Source organism: Aliiglaciecola sp. CAU 1673 (assembly GCF_029223185.1).
GTDB lineage: Bacteria > Pseudomonadota > Gammaproteobacteria > Enterobacterales > Alteromonadaceae > Bowmanella.
In genome coordinates this window covers 32,211-50,418 of the sequence record NZ_JARHUG010000014.1, presented here as the reverse complement: position 1 = coordinate 50,418, position 18,208 = coordinate 32,211, and the positions used below count along the sequence as shown (strand labels likewise).

Below are 18,208 nucleotides of genomic sequence, written 5' to 3'. Positions count from 1 at the left end.
GGTGTATATGGGTATTTTTGAGCACTACCAACAAAGATACGAAGCACACAAAGAAGAAGAGTACAGTATCTCCGACTTTCTGGACCTGTGTAAGGCCGATAAGTCGGCCTATGCCAATGCGGCCGAACGCCTGCTGCTGGCGATTGGTGAAGCGGAGATGGTAGATACGTCGACCGACTCCCGACTAAGCCGGATATTCTCCAACCGCATGGTGGCACGCTATCCCACCTTCGCCGATTTTTACGGCATGGAAGATTCCATCGAGCAAATTGTCTCGTACCTCAAACATGCAGCTCAGGGGCTGGAAGAGAAGAAACAGATTCTCTACTTATTGGGTCCCGTGGGTGGCGGTAAGTCTTCTCTTGCCGAAAAGCTTAAAGAGTTGATGCAAAAAGTACCGATTTATTGCCTCAGGGGCTCGCCGGTGAATGATCACCCGCTTTGCCTTTTCGATGATAAAGAGGACGGCGATATTCTGCTCAACGAATACGGTATTCCCCGCCGTTATCTGAAAACCATCATGTCGCCCTGGGCCCGTAAACGCCTGCATGAGTTTAACGGTGACATCAACAAGTTTAAGGTCATCAAATTATACCCCTCGGTGCTCGACCAGATTGGTGTGGCCAAGACCGAACCCGGGGATGATAACAACCAGGATATTTCTTCGTTGGTAGGTAAGGTGGATATTCGTAAGCTGGAGTCTTTTGCCCAGAACGATCCCGATGCCTACAGCTACTCGGGTGCCCTGTGTAAAGCTAATCAGGGCCTGATGGAATTTGTGGAAATGTTTAAAGCGCCCATCAAGGTGCTGCATCCGTTGTTAACAGCAACCCAGGAGGGTAACTACAACCCCACTGAAGGATTCTCCGCCCTGCCCTTTGACGGCATTATCCTGGCCCACTCCAATGAATCGGAGTGGTTGACCTTCAGAAACAACCGCAACAACGAAGCTTTCCTGGACAGGGTATATATCGTCAAGGTGCCTTATTGTCTGCGCGTGTCAGAAGAGCAGAAAATCTATCGAAAACTCATTGATAACAGTGAGCTTCGCGGTGCTCCATGCGCGCCTGGCACGCTGGAACTGCTGTCCCAGTTCAGTGTGTTGTCACGCCTGAAAGAGCCTGAAAACTCCAGCATCTACTCCAAGATGCGCGTCTATGACGGTGAAAGCCTTAAAGACACCGATCCCAAGGCCAAGTCCTATCAGGAATACCGTGATTACGCCGGCGTGGATGAGGGTATGGAGGGTCTGTCTACCCGATTCTCCTTCAAGATCCTGTCCAAAGTGTTCAACTTCGACCCGCAGGAAGTGGCGGCCAACCCGGTACATCTTTTTTACGTGCTGGAAAGACAAATTGAGCGCGAGCAGTTCCCACAGGAAACCGCCGACCGCTACAAAGAGTTTCTCAAAGGCTTTCTGGTTCCCAAATATGTCGAGTTTATCGGTAAAGAGATTCAGACCGCTTACCTGGAATCCTATTCCGAATATGGTCAGAACCTGTTCGATCGTTATGTGACCTATGCGGATTTCTGGATCCAGGATCAGGAGTATCGCGATCCCGAGACCGGTCAGTTGTTTGACCGCGAAGCCCTTAACGCCGAACTGGAGAAAATCGAAAAACCAGCGGGTATTAGTAATCCCAAAGATTTTCGTAATGAGATCGTTAACTTTGTACTTCGGGCTCGGGCCAACAATAAGGGTAAAAACCCTGCCTGGACCAGTTACGAGAAGCTGCGTACGGTTATCGAGAAAAAGATGTTCTCCAATACCGAAGACCTGCTGCCGGTCATTTCCTTCAATGCCAAGAGCAGTGCCGATGACCAGAAGAAACATGACGATTTCGTCAAGCGTATGACGGAGAAAGGCTACACCAAGAAACAGGTTCGGCTATTGTGCGAATGGTATCTGCGTGTGCGTAAGTCGTCGTAACCGGAGGGTAGCAGTATGGCGCACTTTATCGACCGCAGGGCAAACAGTAAGGGCAAAAGCACCGTCAACCGGCAACGCTTTATCCGCCGCTATAAGCAGCAGATAAAAAAGGCGGTGTCTGATGCCATCAGTAAGCGCAGTGTCACGGACGTGGAAAGCGGTGAGAGCATTAATATCCCTACCCGGGATATTAAGGAGCCGATTTTCCACACCGGCAAAGGCGGCATCACCGACCGGGTCCATCCGGGCAACGACCAGTTCAGTCAGGGCGATCGCATCAAACGCCCCTTAAGCGGTCAGGGAAAAGGCGGTGGCGAAGGAGAAGCCAGCGACAGCGGTGAAGGCGAAGACGAGTTTGTCTTTCAAATTTCCAAGGATGAATATCTGGATCTGCTGTTTGAAGACTTGGCTCTGCCCAACCTCAAGAAAACCCAACTGGATAAACTGGTTGAGTATAAGACCTATCGCTCCGGTTTTAAGTCAGACGGGGTGCCCAGCAATTTAGACATTGTGCGCTCATTGCGCGGCTCCATGGCCAGGCGAATTGCCTTAACCGGTGATAAGCGTGCCAAACTCAAAGAACTGCAGGAGAAGTTGGAGGAACTTAAGAGCGACAAGCACGACCATGAATTGGAAATACGCGAGCTTGAAGCCGAGATTGCCGAGCTTAAGGCCCGCATCGCCAAAGTGCCCTTTCTGGATACCATCGACCTGCGCTTTCGTAATTTTGAAAAACGTCCCCTGCCCACCAGCAAGGCCGTGATGTTTTGTCTGATGGATGTCTCCGGCTCTATGGATCAAGCCACCAAGGATATGGCTAAGCGCTTTTATATCCTGCTTTACCTTTTCTTGACCCGTACCTACAAGAACGTGGAAGTGGTCTATATCCGTCACCACACCCAGGCCAAAGAAGTGGATGAACAGGAGTTTTTCTATTCCCAGGAAACCGGCGGCACTATTGTTTCCAGCGCCTTAAAACTGATGGATGAAATTGTTACTGCACGCTTCCCGCCTGGGGAATGGAATATTTACGCCGCGCAGGCCTCTGACGGCGACAACTGGGCCGATGACTCCCCGCAGTGCAGCGCTTTGCTGCAAAGCAAACTGCTGCCGTTGGTGCGCTACTACGCCTATATCGAAATCACCCAGCGACAGCATCAAAGCTTGTGGCGTGAATACTATAAACTGGCAGAGCTTAATGATAATTTCGCGATGAAACATATCCGCTCTGTTGAGGATATCTATCCCATCTTCAGGGAGCTATTTAAAAAACAAGCGGCCTGAAATTCGTTCCAATTGGCGAGAGGCTAAGTCATTCCTTTTTGGCAAACTGAAGTGTCTGCTCGATGGCTACCAGTGCCGCCAGCAATGCACTCATAAACAGCGCCGTCATGCCAACGCCAAGCACGGGAAAGGCAACTGCAAAGCCAACGAGACCCGTGCTAAACACAGACAACAGGCCAATCAGCAGCGCCAATCCCACCGCCAAATAACCGAGAATGGCCAGCATCCGTGCGATAAACAGAACCGCCCCCAGGTTTTGCGTTTGGATATTTTTATAGGGCTTCATTGGTTTTCCTTAACTTGAATAGGGCTCGAATTTATATGGCACTTCTTTTAACAGAGCAAGAGGTAGTTGGATAGGCAGCTCATTGCCGATAGAGGAATTTCAGTAACGATTGAGTTCAGCGGCGAAATTTTTTCAACGCGAAATGGCCTCCGTCACACGATTCAATAGGGAGTATCAGGTTGAAATTTCTTTAATGTACTTCCTAAACTGCGAATTATTTTTAATAAAAATCACCCGTAAAAAACTAATTATCCATCCTAGAAGCCACAGAACAAAACCCACAAAAATCCCTCCAAGCACAGTCACTATAATCGCATCCCCGAGAGAACTGCCCTGTGACCCCATCTCATCCTTGATCATGTACACCGCATAAGCAGCCATCAGCAAAGCCAAAGTTATCCAAGGAAACATTACCGATCTGATTATTCCATTATTACAATCCATATCTCGGGTATTATGATTTCGAAGCATGAAATAAAACCCTAGCTTTTTCCCTCCCGATTTAATAAAAAAAGCGGTCACCTTATGTCCACCTCTACATGGAATAGTCAAATTTTTGAGTACTACAGAGTGTTCCGTACCTTCTTCATCTTTTATAAAAATAGTCTGCCAGTGGGTTGATTTAGAAAACGTTTGACTCCGTCCTGTATTGTGGTCATAACTATGTTCGAATGTAGTTTCCACTTCATTTTCAGAGGATTGCACTGTCCCCGTTCTGGAAAAAATTTCGTAACTTAATCCAAGTGAATTTCCTTTTGCGATTGATTTAGCACCAGCCATTTCTTTCTCCTTACAATAGGTCCCAAGAAAATTAAGCCACATTGTTGCTAACAACTTATTATCCCGAACACACAAGATCGCGTACTTTGCAAGATCAAAAAGCCCAATGTCCGCTGCTCGCTCAATACGGCCTTTCAAATTTGGCCTAAACCTCAGAAGAAAAGCCTCAGAACAGATATAAACTAATACAGCTTACCAACATAGTTTGGCACTTTATTTACGGCATCAATAGCTAATCAGGTAAAGGAATAAACTCTTCTTCGTCCCCTGGTACTTTGTCAAAGCGCTGCTCTTTCCAGTCTTCCTTAGCCCATTCGATACGGGTTTTACGACTCGATGCGAAATTCCAATACATATAGCGATAGCCCAAAGGCTCACCACCAATCAGGGCGATACGGCTTTTCTTGGATGCACTCACCTTTACTTCTGCCTTTGGTGTTAACAACGCCATTTGATGCGCCTTTATTGCCTCGCCGTGCACATGCAGTTCGCCCTCAGCCACATAAATCGCCCTTTCTGTAGCCGGCGGCAGGGTTAAGGTCAGGCCTTCTTCCAGAACCGCTTCCAAATACAGGGTTTCACAGAAAGTTTTTACCGGAGAGGTCAAACCATAGGCGCTGCCCATCATCACCCGTACAGGCACTCCATCGATGTTGGTGGCAGGAATATCGTCTACCGGGTAGTGATAAAACGCGGGAGCAGTCTCCTCATAGGCTTCCGGTAGTGCGTGCCAGAGTTGTAGACCATGCAAACGATGCAATGTGTTTCGTACCTCCGGGCGTTCCCGCTCTGAGTGGACAATGCCTTTGCCTGCCACCATTAAATTGATATCCCCCGGCTTAATCGCTTGCAGGTTCCCTAAGGAGTCTCTATGCAGAATTTCGCCTTCAAACAGGAAGGTGACTGTGGCCAGATTGATATGCGGATGGGGACGCACATCAACCCCCTGCCCGGCTTCAAACTCAGCCGGCCCCATATGATCGAAAAAAATCCACGGGCCTACGCTACGCAACTTGGCAACGGGCAGACAGCGCCTGACAAAAAAGCCGCCGATGTCTTTGTCTTTGGGCTCAACAATGGTTTCCACCCCCTTGCAAGGCTGCTCCTTGGCCTCACATGGAGATTGCTGCTGTATTAAATTGCTCATATCCCTCTCCTAAAATCCAATAACCAGATTGCTCACCATACCCAATCTGGTCTCGTAAAGATAAAGATAGTCAGGAAAGATCCGGAAACAATCTGGGTTTGTGATTCTGGCGCACTCTGTGGCATCTTTCGTTTTGTTACCCTCTTCAGGAAAAGTTAGTGTATAGAAGTGCTTGCCTTATATTTGCTCTGCTCTTAACCGCCTGCAGCAGCATTCCTCTCTCCACCATGATTAAAATGCGCAACTTTGATCAGGACAGCCTGCAGACCTTGCGCGCCGGGGACATTCGTTCACGGATGACCTTGCCAAGAGGAGTAGGACCGGACCTGGAAAAAACCAGTCTGCGCGTCACCCTTGAGTTTGACAAAGGTGAGCAGCAATTCTCGTTTCCGCTTGAGCAACTGGAGCAGGAAGACTTAATTCTGACAGGGGGCTTATTCAGCCAGGACAGATTGGTCAGCCGTTATACTCTGCGCTTAAGCGAACAAGGCGCCGCTCAATTCACCCAGATGCAACAAAGCTTGCAACATAATACCCCTCAGTCCGTTGGCCTCAGCGTATCGGCGATTCTGGCGAGGGACGAAAGCCATACCAAGGGCATTATGACCCTGGAATTAAAACTCAAGGCGCAGGAGGACTATTTTGTGCTGATTGACGAGTACGCTTATGAAATCGGGGAAAGTAAAAACTACTAGTACTTTGTAAAGATCTCCTGCACAGGTCCCTGGCGGGCAAAAATGCCCCCCTTTGAATCACCATGTTCAAAGCCCTGCCAACGGCATATCAGAATTGTGCCAACCACTTACGCTTGGATACAAATTGGCACACCAATCCCTCTATTTTATTTTCAGGCCAGGCTCATAATTGGCGGCGCCAGCTAACGACTCGGCTAACTTGAGTTTCACTTTTCACCGGATGCTTAGATAAATGAAAAAAGTATTTTTTGCTGCCGCCTTCTTCAGTTCAGCGTTGATGGCTTTGCCTGCGTTGAGTGCCAGCCCGAATTGGAATCAACTGGGGCTATCTTATGTCTATGCCGACATTGACGATGTGGATGATGCCTCGCCCACCGGATTTGGCTTATCGGCCTCCGCTTTGCTGGGTGAGCGTTTTATTGTCAGGGGGAATTATCAGTCTGTCTCCGATGATATTCGTCTACTGGATGCTGATGTAGAGATTGAGCTGGATTGGAGCAGCCTGGCGGTGGGGATGCGCCATGGCCTGACCAATACCATGGATTTGTATGGACTGATCTCTTATGAATATCTGGATGCCAAAGCCTCTTTTGACGGCGAATCAGAATCAGAAGATGACAATGGATACGGATTGACCGTCGGCCTGCGCGCCATGGTAACTGAGCAACTGGAACTGGACGGCTCAGTGGCTTACGTAGATGTCAGTGATGAATCTGACACCCTGCTTAAGCTGACGGCCTCTTACTACCTGACCTCGTCGCTGTCGGTTGGTCTGGGATTGCAGGCAACTGATGACTTCAAGCTTTATATGGCCACCGCACGCTACAGTTTTTAATCCGCGTTTCCTATAACCACACTATCAGCAATGCCAGCGCCGCTGGCATTGCCTGAACAAACAATATTCTGCGATTGACGGTGGCGGCCCCATATACGCCGGCAACGACAACACAGGTTAAGAAGAATCTCTGAATGGACAGGTCAGATAGATAAAGCCCCCACAGCAGACCTGCCGCTAAAAAGCCGTTGTACAGTCCCTGATTGGCAGCCAACACCTTGGTCATAGCCGCCTTTTCAGGGGTTAAGCCAAAGGTGCGCATGCCTTTGGGCTTGTCCCACAGAAACATTTCCAGCACCAGAAAATAGAAGTGCAAAAACGCCACCAGCAACACTAATGCAGTACTTAACCAATCCATAAAACTGTCCAAATCTCATACACATAGCCGCATCATCGAACTATTGCGAAAACAAGGCAAGTAACATCATTGCTTTTGAAGGCTGAACTATACTCAGGCCAAGGGCGTAGATTTAGTTGTTTGTGGGGAGAGAGCCTATGCAGCGTAAGCGTAAGAGCAAAGCACTATCCGATGGACCAGATTGGACTTTTGAACTGCTCGATCAGTATCTGGCTGAAATCGACCGGGTGGCCAATTTTTACGAGCTGGATACTTACCCCAATCAGATAGAGATTATCACCGCCGAACAAATGATGGATGCGTACGCCAGCGTCGGCATGCCCATTAACTACACGCACTGGTCCTATGGCAAAAAGTTTATCCAGACTGAACAGGGCTACAAGCGAGGGCAGATGGGATTGGCCTATGAGATAGTGATCAATTCCGATCCCTGCATCGCCTACCTGATGGAAGAAAACACCATTACTATGCAGGCCCTGGTCTTGGCCCATGCTAGCTATGGACATAACTCTTTCTTTAAAAACAATTACTTATTCAAAACATGGACAGATGCCAGCAGCATTGTCGACTACTTGGTCTTTGCTAAAAACTACATCGCCCGCTGCGAAGAAAAATATGGCATCACCGAAGTGGAAGCGACCTTAGACTCCTGTCATGCGTTGGCCAATCTGGGGGTAGACAGATACAAGCGCCCGCAAAAGTTGTCGCTGCGCCAGGAACAAGAGCGCCAGGAAACCCGCGAGAAATACTTACAGTCACAAGTGAATGAACTGTGGCGCACCCTGCCCATAAAGCAGGAGCAGGAAACCGACGAGCGTAAGAAACGCTTCCCTGCCGAGCCGCAGGAGAATCTGCTGTACTTTATCGAAAAAAATGCTCCGCTATTGGAGCCCTGGCAACGGGAACTGGTGCGCATAGTGCGCAAGATCTCGCAATACTTCTATCCGCAAAAACAAACCCAGGTCATGAACGAAGGCTGGGCCTGCTTCTGGCACTATCACATCCTTCATCACCTCTATGATGAAGGCAAAGTCACCGACCGCTTTATGATGGAATTCCTGCATAGCCACACCAATGTGGTTTATCAGCCGGAATACAACAGCCCCTATTACTCAGGCATCAACCCTTATGCCCTTGGCTTTAATATGTTTATGGATCTAAAGCGCATCTGTGAAAAGCCCACGGCAGAGGATAAAAGGTGGTTCCCCGATATTGCCGGCTCAGACTGGCTGCCGACCCTTAAATTCGCCATGGAAAATTTCAAAGATGAGAGCTTTATCAGTCAGTTCCTGTCGCCCAAACTGATGCGCGATTTTCGTCTTTTTGCCATCCACGACGACGACGAGGACAGCCATCTGACGGTATCGGCGATTCACAACGCCGAGGGCTATCAGCAGCTAAGGGAGCGTCTGTCGGCACAATATAACCTGAGTAATCTGGAGCCGAATATCCAGGTGCAGGACGTAAATGTGCGCGGTGACCGTTCACTCACTCTTCGTTATATCCCACATAACAGGATCCCGCTGTCTGACAGTGTCCCGGAGGTAATGAAACACCTTTATCGTTTATGGGGTTTTGATGTGCGTTTGGAAATGCGTGATGAAAAGGGCAATATCCAACTGCTTGAACAATGCCCTACCTCGGAGAATCATCACTCGTCCTGATAAGCAAATTCGCGGCTTGCAGGAGGCTCCAGATGGGAGGCACAATGCCTCCCTGGCTGTCTTTTGTCGATTAACAAAAATGCGTCTCCCCCTGATTTTCCTTGGCTTACTGGTGGCAGGATTTGGCTGTACACCGTCACATTCCCCAGACCATAAAAGCAACGCCGCGGATTGGGTGATCGTAAATGCACATATCCTGACTATGGATCCCGACTATCCGCAAGCGTCAGCTATTGCCTTTAAGAACGGCAGCATTGTAGCTATTGGCGATAACAGCGCCGTCGCCGATTGGACAGGCGAGGATACGCAAGTCATCAGCTTATCAGGGCAAACTGTTTTACCTGGGTTTATTGACACTCATATTCATAGCATCGAAGGCGCATTGGCCACTGAGGCCTGTGATTTGGAAGATCAGCCCCTGGAGTTAAGCAATTTACAAAGCCAGATACAGTCCTGTGCCGAAAAGCACACAGAAGGCTGGTTACAGTTGATTAATCTTGCCAGTGCCGGTACCACCCTTGATCGTTGGCAGTTAGATAGTTTTCTCCCACATCGTCCCCTGATGATAATCAGTACCGATGCCCACACCGCATGGGTTAACTCAAAGGCGCTGGAGTTGGCAGGTGTGGATGCCGACAGCCCCTCTCCGGCACAGGGAAAAATCATAAGGAATGATGAGGGTGAACCCACCGGCATGCTGGTTGACGCGGCCACCACTCTTGTCAGCCAACATTTACCGGAAGTGGACCGCGTCACAAGGGCAAGACTGCTCGACAAGACCCTACAACAGTTAGTTGCCAATGGCATCACTGCCTTTTTGGAAGCCAACGCTGACCAAAAAAGTATCGACACCTTCTGTGATCTGGTTGCTGCCAACAAGTTGGTGCACAAGGTGAACTTGGCGCTTGGTAGTCAGGGCAGTTTGGCAAAAGAGGAACGCACCAGGTTAGATGCCTTACGCAAACAAGCGCTGGATTGTGGTATTCAAGCAGACACCATCAAGCTTTACGCAGATGGCGTGATGGAGTTTCCCACACAATCAGCCGCGCTGTTGTCGCCCTATCTGGACAAAGACGGCCAACCAACAAACCGGGCCGGTGATCTTTATCTGGAGTCGAAAGGTTTACAACGCTTTTTTCGCCAGGCTATGGAAGACGATTTCAGTATTCATGTACATGCCATCGGTGATGCGGCGGTGAGACAAAGCCTGGACGCACTGGACGCAGTCAAAGAAGTCCGAGGCGCCACCCGCTTCAGTCTTACCCATCTGCAACTTATTGCGCCTGAGGATATAAACAGATTTGCACCATTGCAGGTATTGGCCGCCATGCAGCTCTACTGGGCGCAACCGGACACCTATAGTGTTGATGCCTTGCAACCATACTTAGGCAATGAGCGTCACCAACGGATCTATCCTGCCCGCAGCCTGTGGCAACATGGCGCGCTGATAACAGGAGGGAGCGACTGGAATGTGTCTACCTTTAATCCCTTTATGGCGATGGCAGTGGGACGAGACAGGAAAGCCCCCGACGAAAGGTCAACCGCCTCATTGAATGTCAATCAAGGACTGCCACTACAGGTACTGTTGGAAGCCTATACCCGAAATGCGGCGCAATTGCTTGGCAGGGACGGTGAAACAGGCAGTTTACAGGTAGGAAAAGCAGCCGATTTGATTATTCTCGACCGGCAACTAGCACCAGACATGGCTGGTACGGCGTTGGCACAGACGCAGGTCACCCACACTTTTATTGATGGTCGCCTGGTATACACCAAGCCCATCCAATAAGTGATCAATTTGGAGCGAGTCAGAAAGGCTTAAATCAAGACGTCGATTGACTCCTGGCTTCCTGCCCTTCGCCTTCGGATGTGCAAATGTTTTCCAGAAAAATTTGTGAAAGCACAGTGGTGTCTGCGTCGAGAAGCGGGAACCTGGAGCTAAGCCTTTCTGGCCGCACTCGACAACTGCTCCTGCGTTGTTCTACTTCATGCCATCAGCGGCGCTCCCTGCGGGCGAGGCCAAGATGCCACCCAGGCTCTGGCGCCTTTGATTTAGGCTCACTAAAACCGCAGCCGCCCACCTTGCCAGTGAACATTTTGGCTCTCACTGAATGTACACTTATTTGATCGACCTGGTATGAGACTAGTCTTCGTCATCAGCCCCATTCACAATCTGCGCTATCTGCCGTAAACGGCTGACCGCCAGGCTGTTAATGCTGCCTTTGGGGAAGCGTGCACGGCTGGATAGCTCACCGGCTTCGCGGCCAAGCATTAACTCCACCGCTTGATCTACAGTTTCCACCGTATAGATATGGAAGCGCCCATTTTTCACCGCCTGGATCACATCTTTATCCAGCATCAGGTTCACTTCGTTGGACTTGGGAATAATGACGCCCTGATTGCCAGTCAGTCCACGGTGGTTACAAAGCTGGAAGAAACCTTCAATTTTTTCATTGACGCCACCAATGCTCTGCACTTGTCCGTATTGGTTAATGGAGCCGGTTACCGCCAGCTCCTGTTTGACCGGGATCAGCGTCAGTGCCGACAACAGCGCTACCAATTCAGCCAAAGACGCACTGTCACCATCAATATGGCCGTAGGACTGTTCAATGGCGATATTGGCCGATAAGGTCAGCGGAAACTGCTGGGCATATTTATTCCCCAAATAGCCGGTTAACAACATCACCCCTTTGGAGTGAATGGGGCGGCCTAGCTCCACTTCCCGTTCAATATCCACCACCCCGTTTGAGCCCGCATAGACGGTTGAGGTAATACGCGCCGGCGTACCAAACAAGCTGTCGCCTATCTCCAATACGGTTAAACCGTTGACTTTACCGATAGCCACGCCCTGGGTTTCAATCAGGATCTGCCCTTCTTTGATATCATCAAGCAGGGCCTGACTGATGCGTCCACTGCGCTCCTTTTTCGCTTCCAGGGCCGTTTCAATATGGGTCACATCCAGCATCAGATTATTTTGCTTAACACAGAAATAGCGGGCTTCATGTATCAGCTCAATCACATCGGCAAAACGCGCAGACAAGCGATGTTGGTGCTCCGCCATACGCAGGCTGTATTCCACCAGGCGATACATGGCTTTGGTAGAAATGCCCTCCAGGCCCATCTGTACTATTTGACTGCGGACCCGGCCAACGAAATCGACCAGGGTGGTCTTATCCAGGGGGATCTCATAGTCGAAATCCACCAGCACTCTGAATAGCTCGGAAAACTCGTCATCATAATCTTGCAGTGTGTAGTAGAGATCCCGTGACCCCAGCAGCACCACTTTAACTTTTACCGGAATAGTCTGCGGACTCAGGGTCATGGAATTGACCATGCCGATATCGTGCTGATGGGTATCTACTCTTAACTCGCCGCGTTTCAGGGCCAGCTTCAGGGCCTCCCACACATAGGGTTGCTGGATCATTTTATCCACATCCAGCAATAAATAGCCGCCATTGGCGCGATGCAGGGCGCCGGGGCGGATCATGCGATAGTTGGTAAACACTGAGCCCTGCACATTGGTGTATTCGACCCTTCCAAACAGATTGGGATAGGTGGGATTGGGTTCATAAATGACCGGTGCGCCGCCATTCATCTCATGGCTGACCAGAATATTGGGCAGGTATTGCTCTTCCAGTACCGTTCGACGGTCAAACTCATCCTGCTTCTCTTCCTTGCCCTCTTCGGCAAGCAGCTCTACCACCGTCTCCACCAGGTGTGGCTTAAGCTGACGCAGGAATTTAAGGATGCCAAGATCTGCGGCATATTTGTGTTCTAATTCTTTTAGCAGCGGCCTAATACCAAGCTCAGCGGTCTCACGCTTGAGTTTGCGCGCCATTTCAGAGGATTCGCGCTTCCACTTAGGCAATTCCAGAAGTTGATCGCTGAGCCGATCTTCCAGTTGACTGATCAAGTCATAAAAATGCTGGCGCTGTTCGTCGGATAGCTTGGTAAATTCTTCATCGTTAACCGGCTTACCATCGACGATAGGTGAGAAGCTGATAGTGCCGCCTTCCTCGTATAGGGCCACGCCGTTTTGCTGGGCAAAACGCTCTACTTCCTGAATGGCATGCTCGTATTTCTGATCAAACTGACGCTGAATACCGGCCTTTTTGCGTTGGTAACCCGGGTTATCAAAGGCCGCAGGGAAGGTATCCAATAACTCATCTATCAACGAATTAAGGTCGGCTAACAGAGTTTTACTTTCCCCTGCCGGCAGCCGCAGATAAAAAGGTTCACGCTCATCATCAAAGTTATTGATATAGCACCATTCATCCGGGGTCGGCACCTTGGTCACATGCTTGGCAATATGCTCATGCACCAGGGTATAGCGTCCGGTTGCCGCCTCGCCCATCACATACAGGTTGTACCCTTTGGCATCTATGCCAAGACCAAAATTAAGCGCATCGCGGGCACGGTTCTGGCCGATAAAAGTGGCGTTTAACGCCGTATCATCGCGCATAGCCTGGTTGATCAGGCGACGGCTGGGCTTGGCGGACAGTTGCTGGACGTGAAGTTCGGTGGCTTTTGACATGAAATAGATGATGGATATTGTTCTTGCTCAAGTGAAACCCGAATGCCCCTTACTGTCAAACCCTGTCGACAGGCATTGGCACTTAGTGCTTGGTTTTTAGTCAACTTAAGATATTGTCCGGCTCCAGAGATTGACTACTCTGAATATGGCAACAAACAAGTGGACCAAAAAAACATGAAACGCCTTGCATGCTTCCCTTTGCTGATACCCTCATTGCTGACATTACCAGTCGAAGCTGAGGTGAAACACCTTTCCGACTATGGGTTTATCCTGGAAAACCGTATTAGCACCAGCGCTAAACCGGAAGCCGCATGGCAGGCATTGGTTAGTGATGTGGGAAAATGGTGGCCGGCCGATCATACCTGGTGGGGCAAGAGTGAAAATCTGCGCATTCAAGCGCAAGCCGGTGGCTGCTTTTGTGAGATTGAAGGTGAAAAGCAGGCCCTGCATATGCTCATTAGTTTCGCAGAGCCTGGGAAGTTGTTGCGTATGACCGGCGGTTTGGGTCCATTGCAGGGAATGGGGCTAACCGGCGCCCTCGACTGGAAGATAATCCCCAGCGAAAATGGTAGTGATATCATCCTCAGCTACAAGGTCAGTGGCTTTGCGCCTGACGGATTTGCAACATTGGCGCCCATAGTCGATAAGGTGCAAGTCATTCAGTTAGGGGGGCTTGGAGAATACCTAAACAGACGCCAGTGACACTACAACACCCGGGAGAAACTTTTATTGCCGCATTGCAGACAGGGCTTGATCACTTCGACATGGTAAACCTTGTGTCTGCGACCGCATTGAGTGCATTCCAACTCACCCAATGCCACCGGCTCTCCGGTGCGGTAGATCCCATGGTGGCGAATATCTCTAAAGCTTTCCGTTAGTGCCAGTTGGCCCTTATCGGAAGCATCAGCCAGCAAAGACCACAGCCTGTCTTTGGTGGCTTGCCACCAGGGAGAGGCGTCGGCATCTTGTTGCCAATGATGGGCGAAGGTTTGTAGATCCCTGCTCAGACTTTGCTCCAGTAACTGTATCTCGTCTTCGGTCAACTCCTTGGCAGCCTTTAAGTAAGCGCTCGCCTCATCCTTCAATTCCATCAGGTCCAGAACATCCTGTTCGACTGACTTTTTAACCCAATCGGACATTTTGCCGAGTAAATCACTGTAACCTTTGCTGGACTCTGTCATACCTGCCTCCTTTTTTGTTCAGTATAGTCAGTGATACCAAGTCCATTAATGATGTGATCACTCAGCGAGGAGCGGCCAGAAGGGCTTATCTCTGCGTTCCCGCTTTTTGACATAGACACCACTATGCCTTCACAAATGTTTATGGAAAACATTTGCACATCCAAAGGATGGCCAAAGGCGAAGGGCAGGAAGCCCGCAGTCAAGCGGCGCCTTGACCTAAGCCCTTCTAACCTGCTCTGAGTTGACCAGATCATTAATAGACTTGGTATGAGATTTTATCGGCGAAATAAGCACATTTAATGCCTGCATGGCTATTGTTCCCCGGGACACCGCTAAGGTATTCTATAGGGCTTATCGGCGCTAGTTCGCCGCGCACTGGCACTCAACTGATTCACGTTCGGAACCCGCGATTAATGGAAAGACAGTACCATCCCCAAGAGATCGAAAAAGACGTCCAGCAATATTGGCAGGAAACCGGCCTGTTTAAGGCTAAGCCCGATGAAGGCAAAGAGAAATTCTACTGTCTTTCTATGTTCCCCTACCCCAGCGGACGTCTGCACATGGGCCACGTGCGCAACTACACCATTGGCGATGTGATCAGCCGTTATCAGCGCATGCAGGGCAAAAATGTACTGCAGCCCATGGGCTGGGATGCATTCGGTCTGCCGGCGGAGAACGCTGCTATCGACAATAAGACGGCGCCGGCTAAATGGACCTACGCCAATATTGATTACATGAAAAACCAGCTGAAGTCGCTGGGTTTTGGTTACGACTGGGATCGCGAAGTGGCCACTTGCAAACCAGACTACTATCGCTGGGAGCAGTGGTTCTTTACCCGCCTGTTTGAAAAAGGCCTGGTTTATAAGAAGAACTCCACTGTGAACTGGGATCCTATTGACCAGACCGTGTTGGCCAATGAGCAGGTTATAGACGGCCGTGGCTGGCGTTCTGGCGCGCTGGTGGAACAAAAAGAAATTCCTCAGTGGTTTATCAAAATTACCGACTATGCCGAGCAACTTTTGGCGGATCTCGACAAGTTGGAAGATTGGCCAGATCAGGTTAAAGCCATGCAGCGCAACTGGATTGGTCGCTCTGAAGGCGTGCAAATGCGCTTTGAACTGGAAGGCGGCAAAGACAGCTTTGAAATCTACACCACCCGCCCCGATACCTTAATGGGCGTGACTTATGTGGCGTTGGCTGCCCAGCATCCGCTGGCTCTGGAAGCGGCCAAAACCAATGAAAAACTGGCCGCCTTTATCGAAGAGTGCAAAAACACTAAGGTCGCGGAAGCCGATATCGCCACCATGGAGAAAAAAGGCTGCGCCACCGGCCTGCAAGCCGTGCATCCACTGACCGGCGAGCTGGTTCCGGTGTGGGTCGCCAACTTCGTTCTGATGGATTACGGCTCAGGTGCCGTGATGGCCGTACCCGGCCATGACCAACGCGATTGGGAATTTGCTACCAAGTACCAACTGCCTATCAAGCAGGTGATTCAGCCTCTTGAGGGCGAATGTGATTTGAGTCAGGAAGCCTTCACCGACAAAGGCACGCTGATCAATTCTGCCGAATTTGACGGCCTGGACTCACAAGCCGCATTCGATGCCATTGCTGACAAATTGGCGGCGATGGGTAAAGGTGAGCGCAAAGTGAATTTCCGCCTGCGTGACTGGGGTGTTTCCCGTCAGCGCTATTGGGGCGCGCCTATTCCCATGCTAAATCTGCCTGATGGTCGCTCTGTACCGGTGCCGTCCGAGGATTTGCCGGTAAGGTTGCCTGAAGATGTGGTCATGGATGGGGTCACCTCCCCCATTAAAGCCGATCCTAACTGGCGCAAAGCCCACTATCAGGGCCAGGAAGCCGAGCGTGAAACCGACACCTTCGACACCTTTATGGAGTCTTCCTGGTATTATGCCCGTTACTGCTCGGCGCAATACCAGGACGGTATGCTGGATAAACAGGAAGCCAATTACTGGCTGCCGGTGGATCAATATATTGGTGGTATCGAGCACGCCATTTTGCACCTGCTGTACTCGCGCTTTTTCCATAAACTGCTGCGTGACGAAGGCCTGGTGCAATCCGATGAGCCCTTCAAGCGTTTGCTTTGCCAAGGCATGGTGCTGGCAGATTCCTTCTACCGTGAAGATGCCAAAGGCGCCCGTACCTGGTATGCGCCTTCTGATGTAGATACCGAAAAAGATGAAAAGGGACGGATAGTGCGCGCCATCCTGCGTAAGGACGGCAAGGAAGTGATCCATGGCGGCATGACCAAGATGTCCAAGTCTAAAAACAACGGCATCAACCCGCAGGAAGTCATTGATCTGTACGGCGCCGATACGATTCGTTTGTTTACCATGTTTGCTGCGCCACCTGAGCAAACTCTGGAGTGGCTGGACTCTGGCGTAGAAGGCGCCAACCGCTACCTCAAGCGTTTGTGGAAACTGGTACAGGATCATGTGGCGTTGGGCGATGTTCCAGCGTTGGATAAGGCGGCTCTGACTAATGATCAGAAAGCGTTACGCCGCGAGATCCATAAAACCATTGCCAAGGTGTCTGATGATATAGGTCGTCGTCAAACCTTTAACACCGCGATCGCGGCGCTGATGGAACTGACCAATCATCTGCAAAAAGCGCCTCAGGAAAGCGCACAGGACAAAGCCGTGATGCGCGAGGGGGTTACCGCCTTGGTTGCCCTGCTAAACCCCATTACTCCGCATATCTGCCATGTGCTGTGGCAAGATCTTGGCCATACCAAAGGCGTTGAACACAGCCCTTGGCCAGAGCTAGACGAAGCAGCGTTGGTGGAAGACGAGAAGCTGATCGTCGTGCAGGTTAACGGTAAGCTGCGTGCCAAGATCACCGTCGCCGCCGACGCCAGTGAAGAGCAAGTCAAGGCTTTGGCCATGCAGGAAGACAATGTTCACCAGCATCTGGATGGCAAGACCTTACGTAAGGTGATTTATGTGCCCGGCAAGCTGCTGAATATGGTTGCCAACTAATGGCCCTGGCCATTCGTCTGACACTCTTGACCGCTATCCTGACCTTGTTGTCAGGATGCGGTTTTCAGCTTCGCGGCAGCGATTTGCTGCTGGATCATTTCAGTCAGTTGCATCTGGCCAGTGATAACCCTCATGCCCCGCTGGCGCGTACCATGAAGGACAGGCTGGACAGATACGAAGTACAAGTGCTGGCCAATCCCGCTGAAGGTGCGCCCAATCTGTACCTGTATCCGGAGCAACTGGATCGCACCTTGCTGTCGCTGTTTGCAACAGGCCAGGTGGCCGAGTATGAGCTGATTTATCATGTGCGTTATGAGATCCAAATGCCCGGAGAAGAAGCGCGTCTGGTGCAGTTTAATCTCAGCCGCGAATATCAGGACGATCCTGACGCGGTACTAGCCAAATCCAGGGAGCTTAATCTGATCCTGGATGAACTGCGTGCCCGCGCGGCTGATCGCATTATCCGTCAATTGAGCCGTATCCGGCCCAGCAATCAGCCACAAACCCCAGACAACGGATAA

At 50.4% G+C, this 18,208-nt stretch carries 15 protein-coding genes; 9 read left to right on the top strand and 6 right to left on the bottom strand.

The window, feature by feature from the left end; genetic code table 11:
- Positions 1-7 precede the first annotated feature (7 nt).
- Together P2G88_RS13940 and P2G88_RS13935 are read left to right on the top strand one after the other, a co-directional pair.
- Positions 8-1,930 (top strand): PrkA family serine protein kinase, encoded by a 1,923-nt coding sequence (locus tag P2G88_RS13940; protein WP_275796975.1) that lies wholly within the window; start codon positions 8-10, stop codon positions 1,928-1,930.
- A gap of 15 nt (positions 1,931-1,945) precedes the next feature.
- Positions 1,946-3,214 (top strand): YeaH/YhbH family protein, encoded by a 1,269-nt coding sequence (locus P2G88_RS13935; RefSeq protein WP_275796973.1) that lies wholly within the window; start codon positions 1,946-1,948, stop codon positions 3,212-3,214.
- A 28-nt stretch (positions 3,215-3,242) separates the two neighbouring features.
- Here P2G88_RS13935 and P2G88_RS13930 read toward each other — a convergent pair whose 3' ends face one another.
- The 3 genes from P2G88_RS13930 to P2G88_RS13920 all read right to left on the bottom strand — a co-directional run bounded on the left by P2G88_RS13930 (position 3,243) and on the right by P2G88_RS13920 (position 5,427).
- Positions 3,243-3,500, bottom strand: a complete 258-nt coding sequence (locus P2G88_RS13930) for a hypothetical protein (protein WP_275796971.1) — start codon at positions 3,498-3,500, stop codon at positions 3,243-3,245.
- 174 nt (positions 3,501-3,674) lie between these two features.
- Positions 3,675-4,280 (bottom strand): hypothetical protein, encoded by a 606-nt coding sequence (locus P2G88_RS13925; protein ID WP_275796970.1) that lies wholly within the window; start codon positions 4,278-4,280, stop codon positions 3,675-3,677.
- A 232-nt stretch (positions 4,281-4,512) separates the two neighbouring features.
- Positions 4,513-5,427: a pirin family protein gene (locus tag P2G88_RS13920; protein WP_275796968.1), complete on the bottom strand. Its 915-nt coding sequence runs from the start codon at positions 5,425-5,427 to the stop codon at positions 4,513-4,515.
- Positions 5,428-5,585: 158 nt separating this feature from the next.
- Between P2G88_RS13920 and P2G88_RS13915 the strand changes: the two genes are divergently transcribed.
- Both P2G88_RS13915 and P2G88_RS13910 read left to right on the top strand, forming a co-directional pair.
- Positions 5,586-6,122: a hypothetical protein gene (locus P2G88_RS13915; RefSeq protein WP_275796967.1), complete on the top strand. Its 537-nt coding sequence runs from the start codon at positions 5,586-5,588 to the stop codon at positions 6,120-6,122.
- 232 nt (positions 6,123-6,354) lie between these two features.
- Complete coding sequence (locus tag P2G88_RS13910) at positions 6,355-6,957, top strand: outer membrane beta-barrel protein (protein WP_275796965.1); 603 nt, start codon at positions 6,355-6,357, stop codon at positions 6,955-6,957.
- A gap of 10 nt (positions 6,958-6,967) precedes the next feature.
- Here the strand turns inward: P2G88_RS13910 and P2G88_RS13905 are convergent, their stop codons facing one another.
- Complete coding sequence (locus tag P2G88_RS13905) at positions 6,968-7,315, bottom strand: DUF1304 domain-containing protein (RefSeq protein WP_275796963.1); 348 nt, start codon at positions 7,313-7,315, stop codon at positions 6,968-6,970.
- Positions 7,316-7,452: 137 nt separating this feature from the next.
- Here P2G88_RS13905 and P2G88_RS13900 point away from each other — a divergent pair, with 137 nt between their 5' ends.
- Together P2G88_RS13900 and P2G88_RS13895 are read left to right on the top strand one after the other, a co-directional pair.
- Positions 7,453-8,979 carry a SpoVR family protein gene (locus P2G88_RS13900; protein WP_275796961.1) on the top strand — a complete coding sequence of 509 codons (1,527 nt, stop codon included), beginning with the start codon at positions 7,453-7,455 and terminating at the stop codon, positions 8,977-8,979.
- A gap of 79 nt (positions 8,980-9,058) precedes the next feature.
- Entirely contained in the window at positions 9,059-10,765 is a 1,707-nt protein-coding gene (locus tag P2G88_RS13895; RefSeq protein ID WP_275796959.1) for an amidohydrolase, read from the top strand.
- 354 nt (positions 10,766-11,119) lie between these two features.
- Here the strand turns inward: P2G88_RS13895 and P2G88_RS13890 are convergent, their stop codons facing one another.
- The gene (locus tag P2G88_RS13890; RefSeq protein ID WP_275796957.1) at positions 11,120-13,510 is read right to left on the bottom strand and encodes an ATP-binding protein; all 2,391 of its coding nucleotides are present in this window, start codon (positions 13,508-13,510) and stop codon (positions 11,120-11,122) included.
- Positions 13,511-13,684: 174 nt separating this feature from the next.
- On the opposite strand from P2G88_RS13890, the gene P2G88_RS13885 reads away from it, so the two are divergent.
- On the top strand, positions 13,685-14,212 hold the full coding sequence (locus P2G88_RS13885; protein WP_275796955.1) for an SRPBCC domain-containing protein: 528 nt from the start codon (positions 13,685-13,687) through the stop codon (positions 14,210-14,212).
- Positions 14,213-14,214: 2 nt separating this feature from the next.
- Here P2G88_RS13885 and P2G88_RS13880 read toward each other — a convergent pair whose 3' ends face one another.
- Entirely contained in the window at positions 14,215-14,691 is a 477-nt protein-coding gene (locus P2G88_RS13880) for a hypothetical protein (protein ID WP_275796953.1), read from the bottom strand.
- A 413-nt stretch (positions 14,692-15,104) separates the two neighbouring features.
- On the opposite strand from P2G88_RS13880, the gene leuS reads away from it, so the two are divergent.
- Positions 15,105-17,687 carry a leucine--tRNA ligase gene (gene leuS, locus P2G88_RS13875; RefSeq protein ID WP_275796951.1) on the top strand — a complete coding sequence of 861 codons (2,583 nt, stop codon included), beginning with the start codon at positions 15,105-15,107 and terminating at the stop codon, positions 17,685-17,687.
- Entirely contained in the window at positions 17,687-18,208 is a 522-nt protein-coding gene (gene lptE / locus P2G88_RS13870) for an LPS assembly lipoprotein LptE (protein ID WP_275796949.1), read from the top strand. The genes leuS and lptE overlap by 1 nt, the downstream gene beginning before the upstream one ends.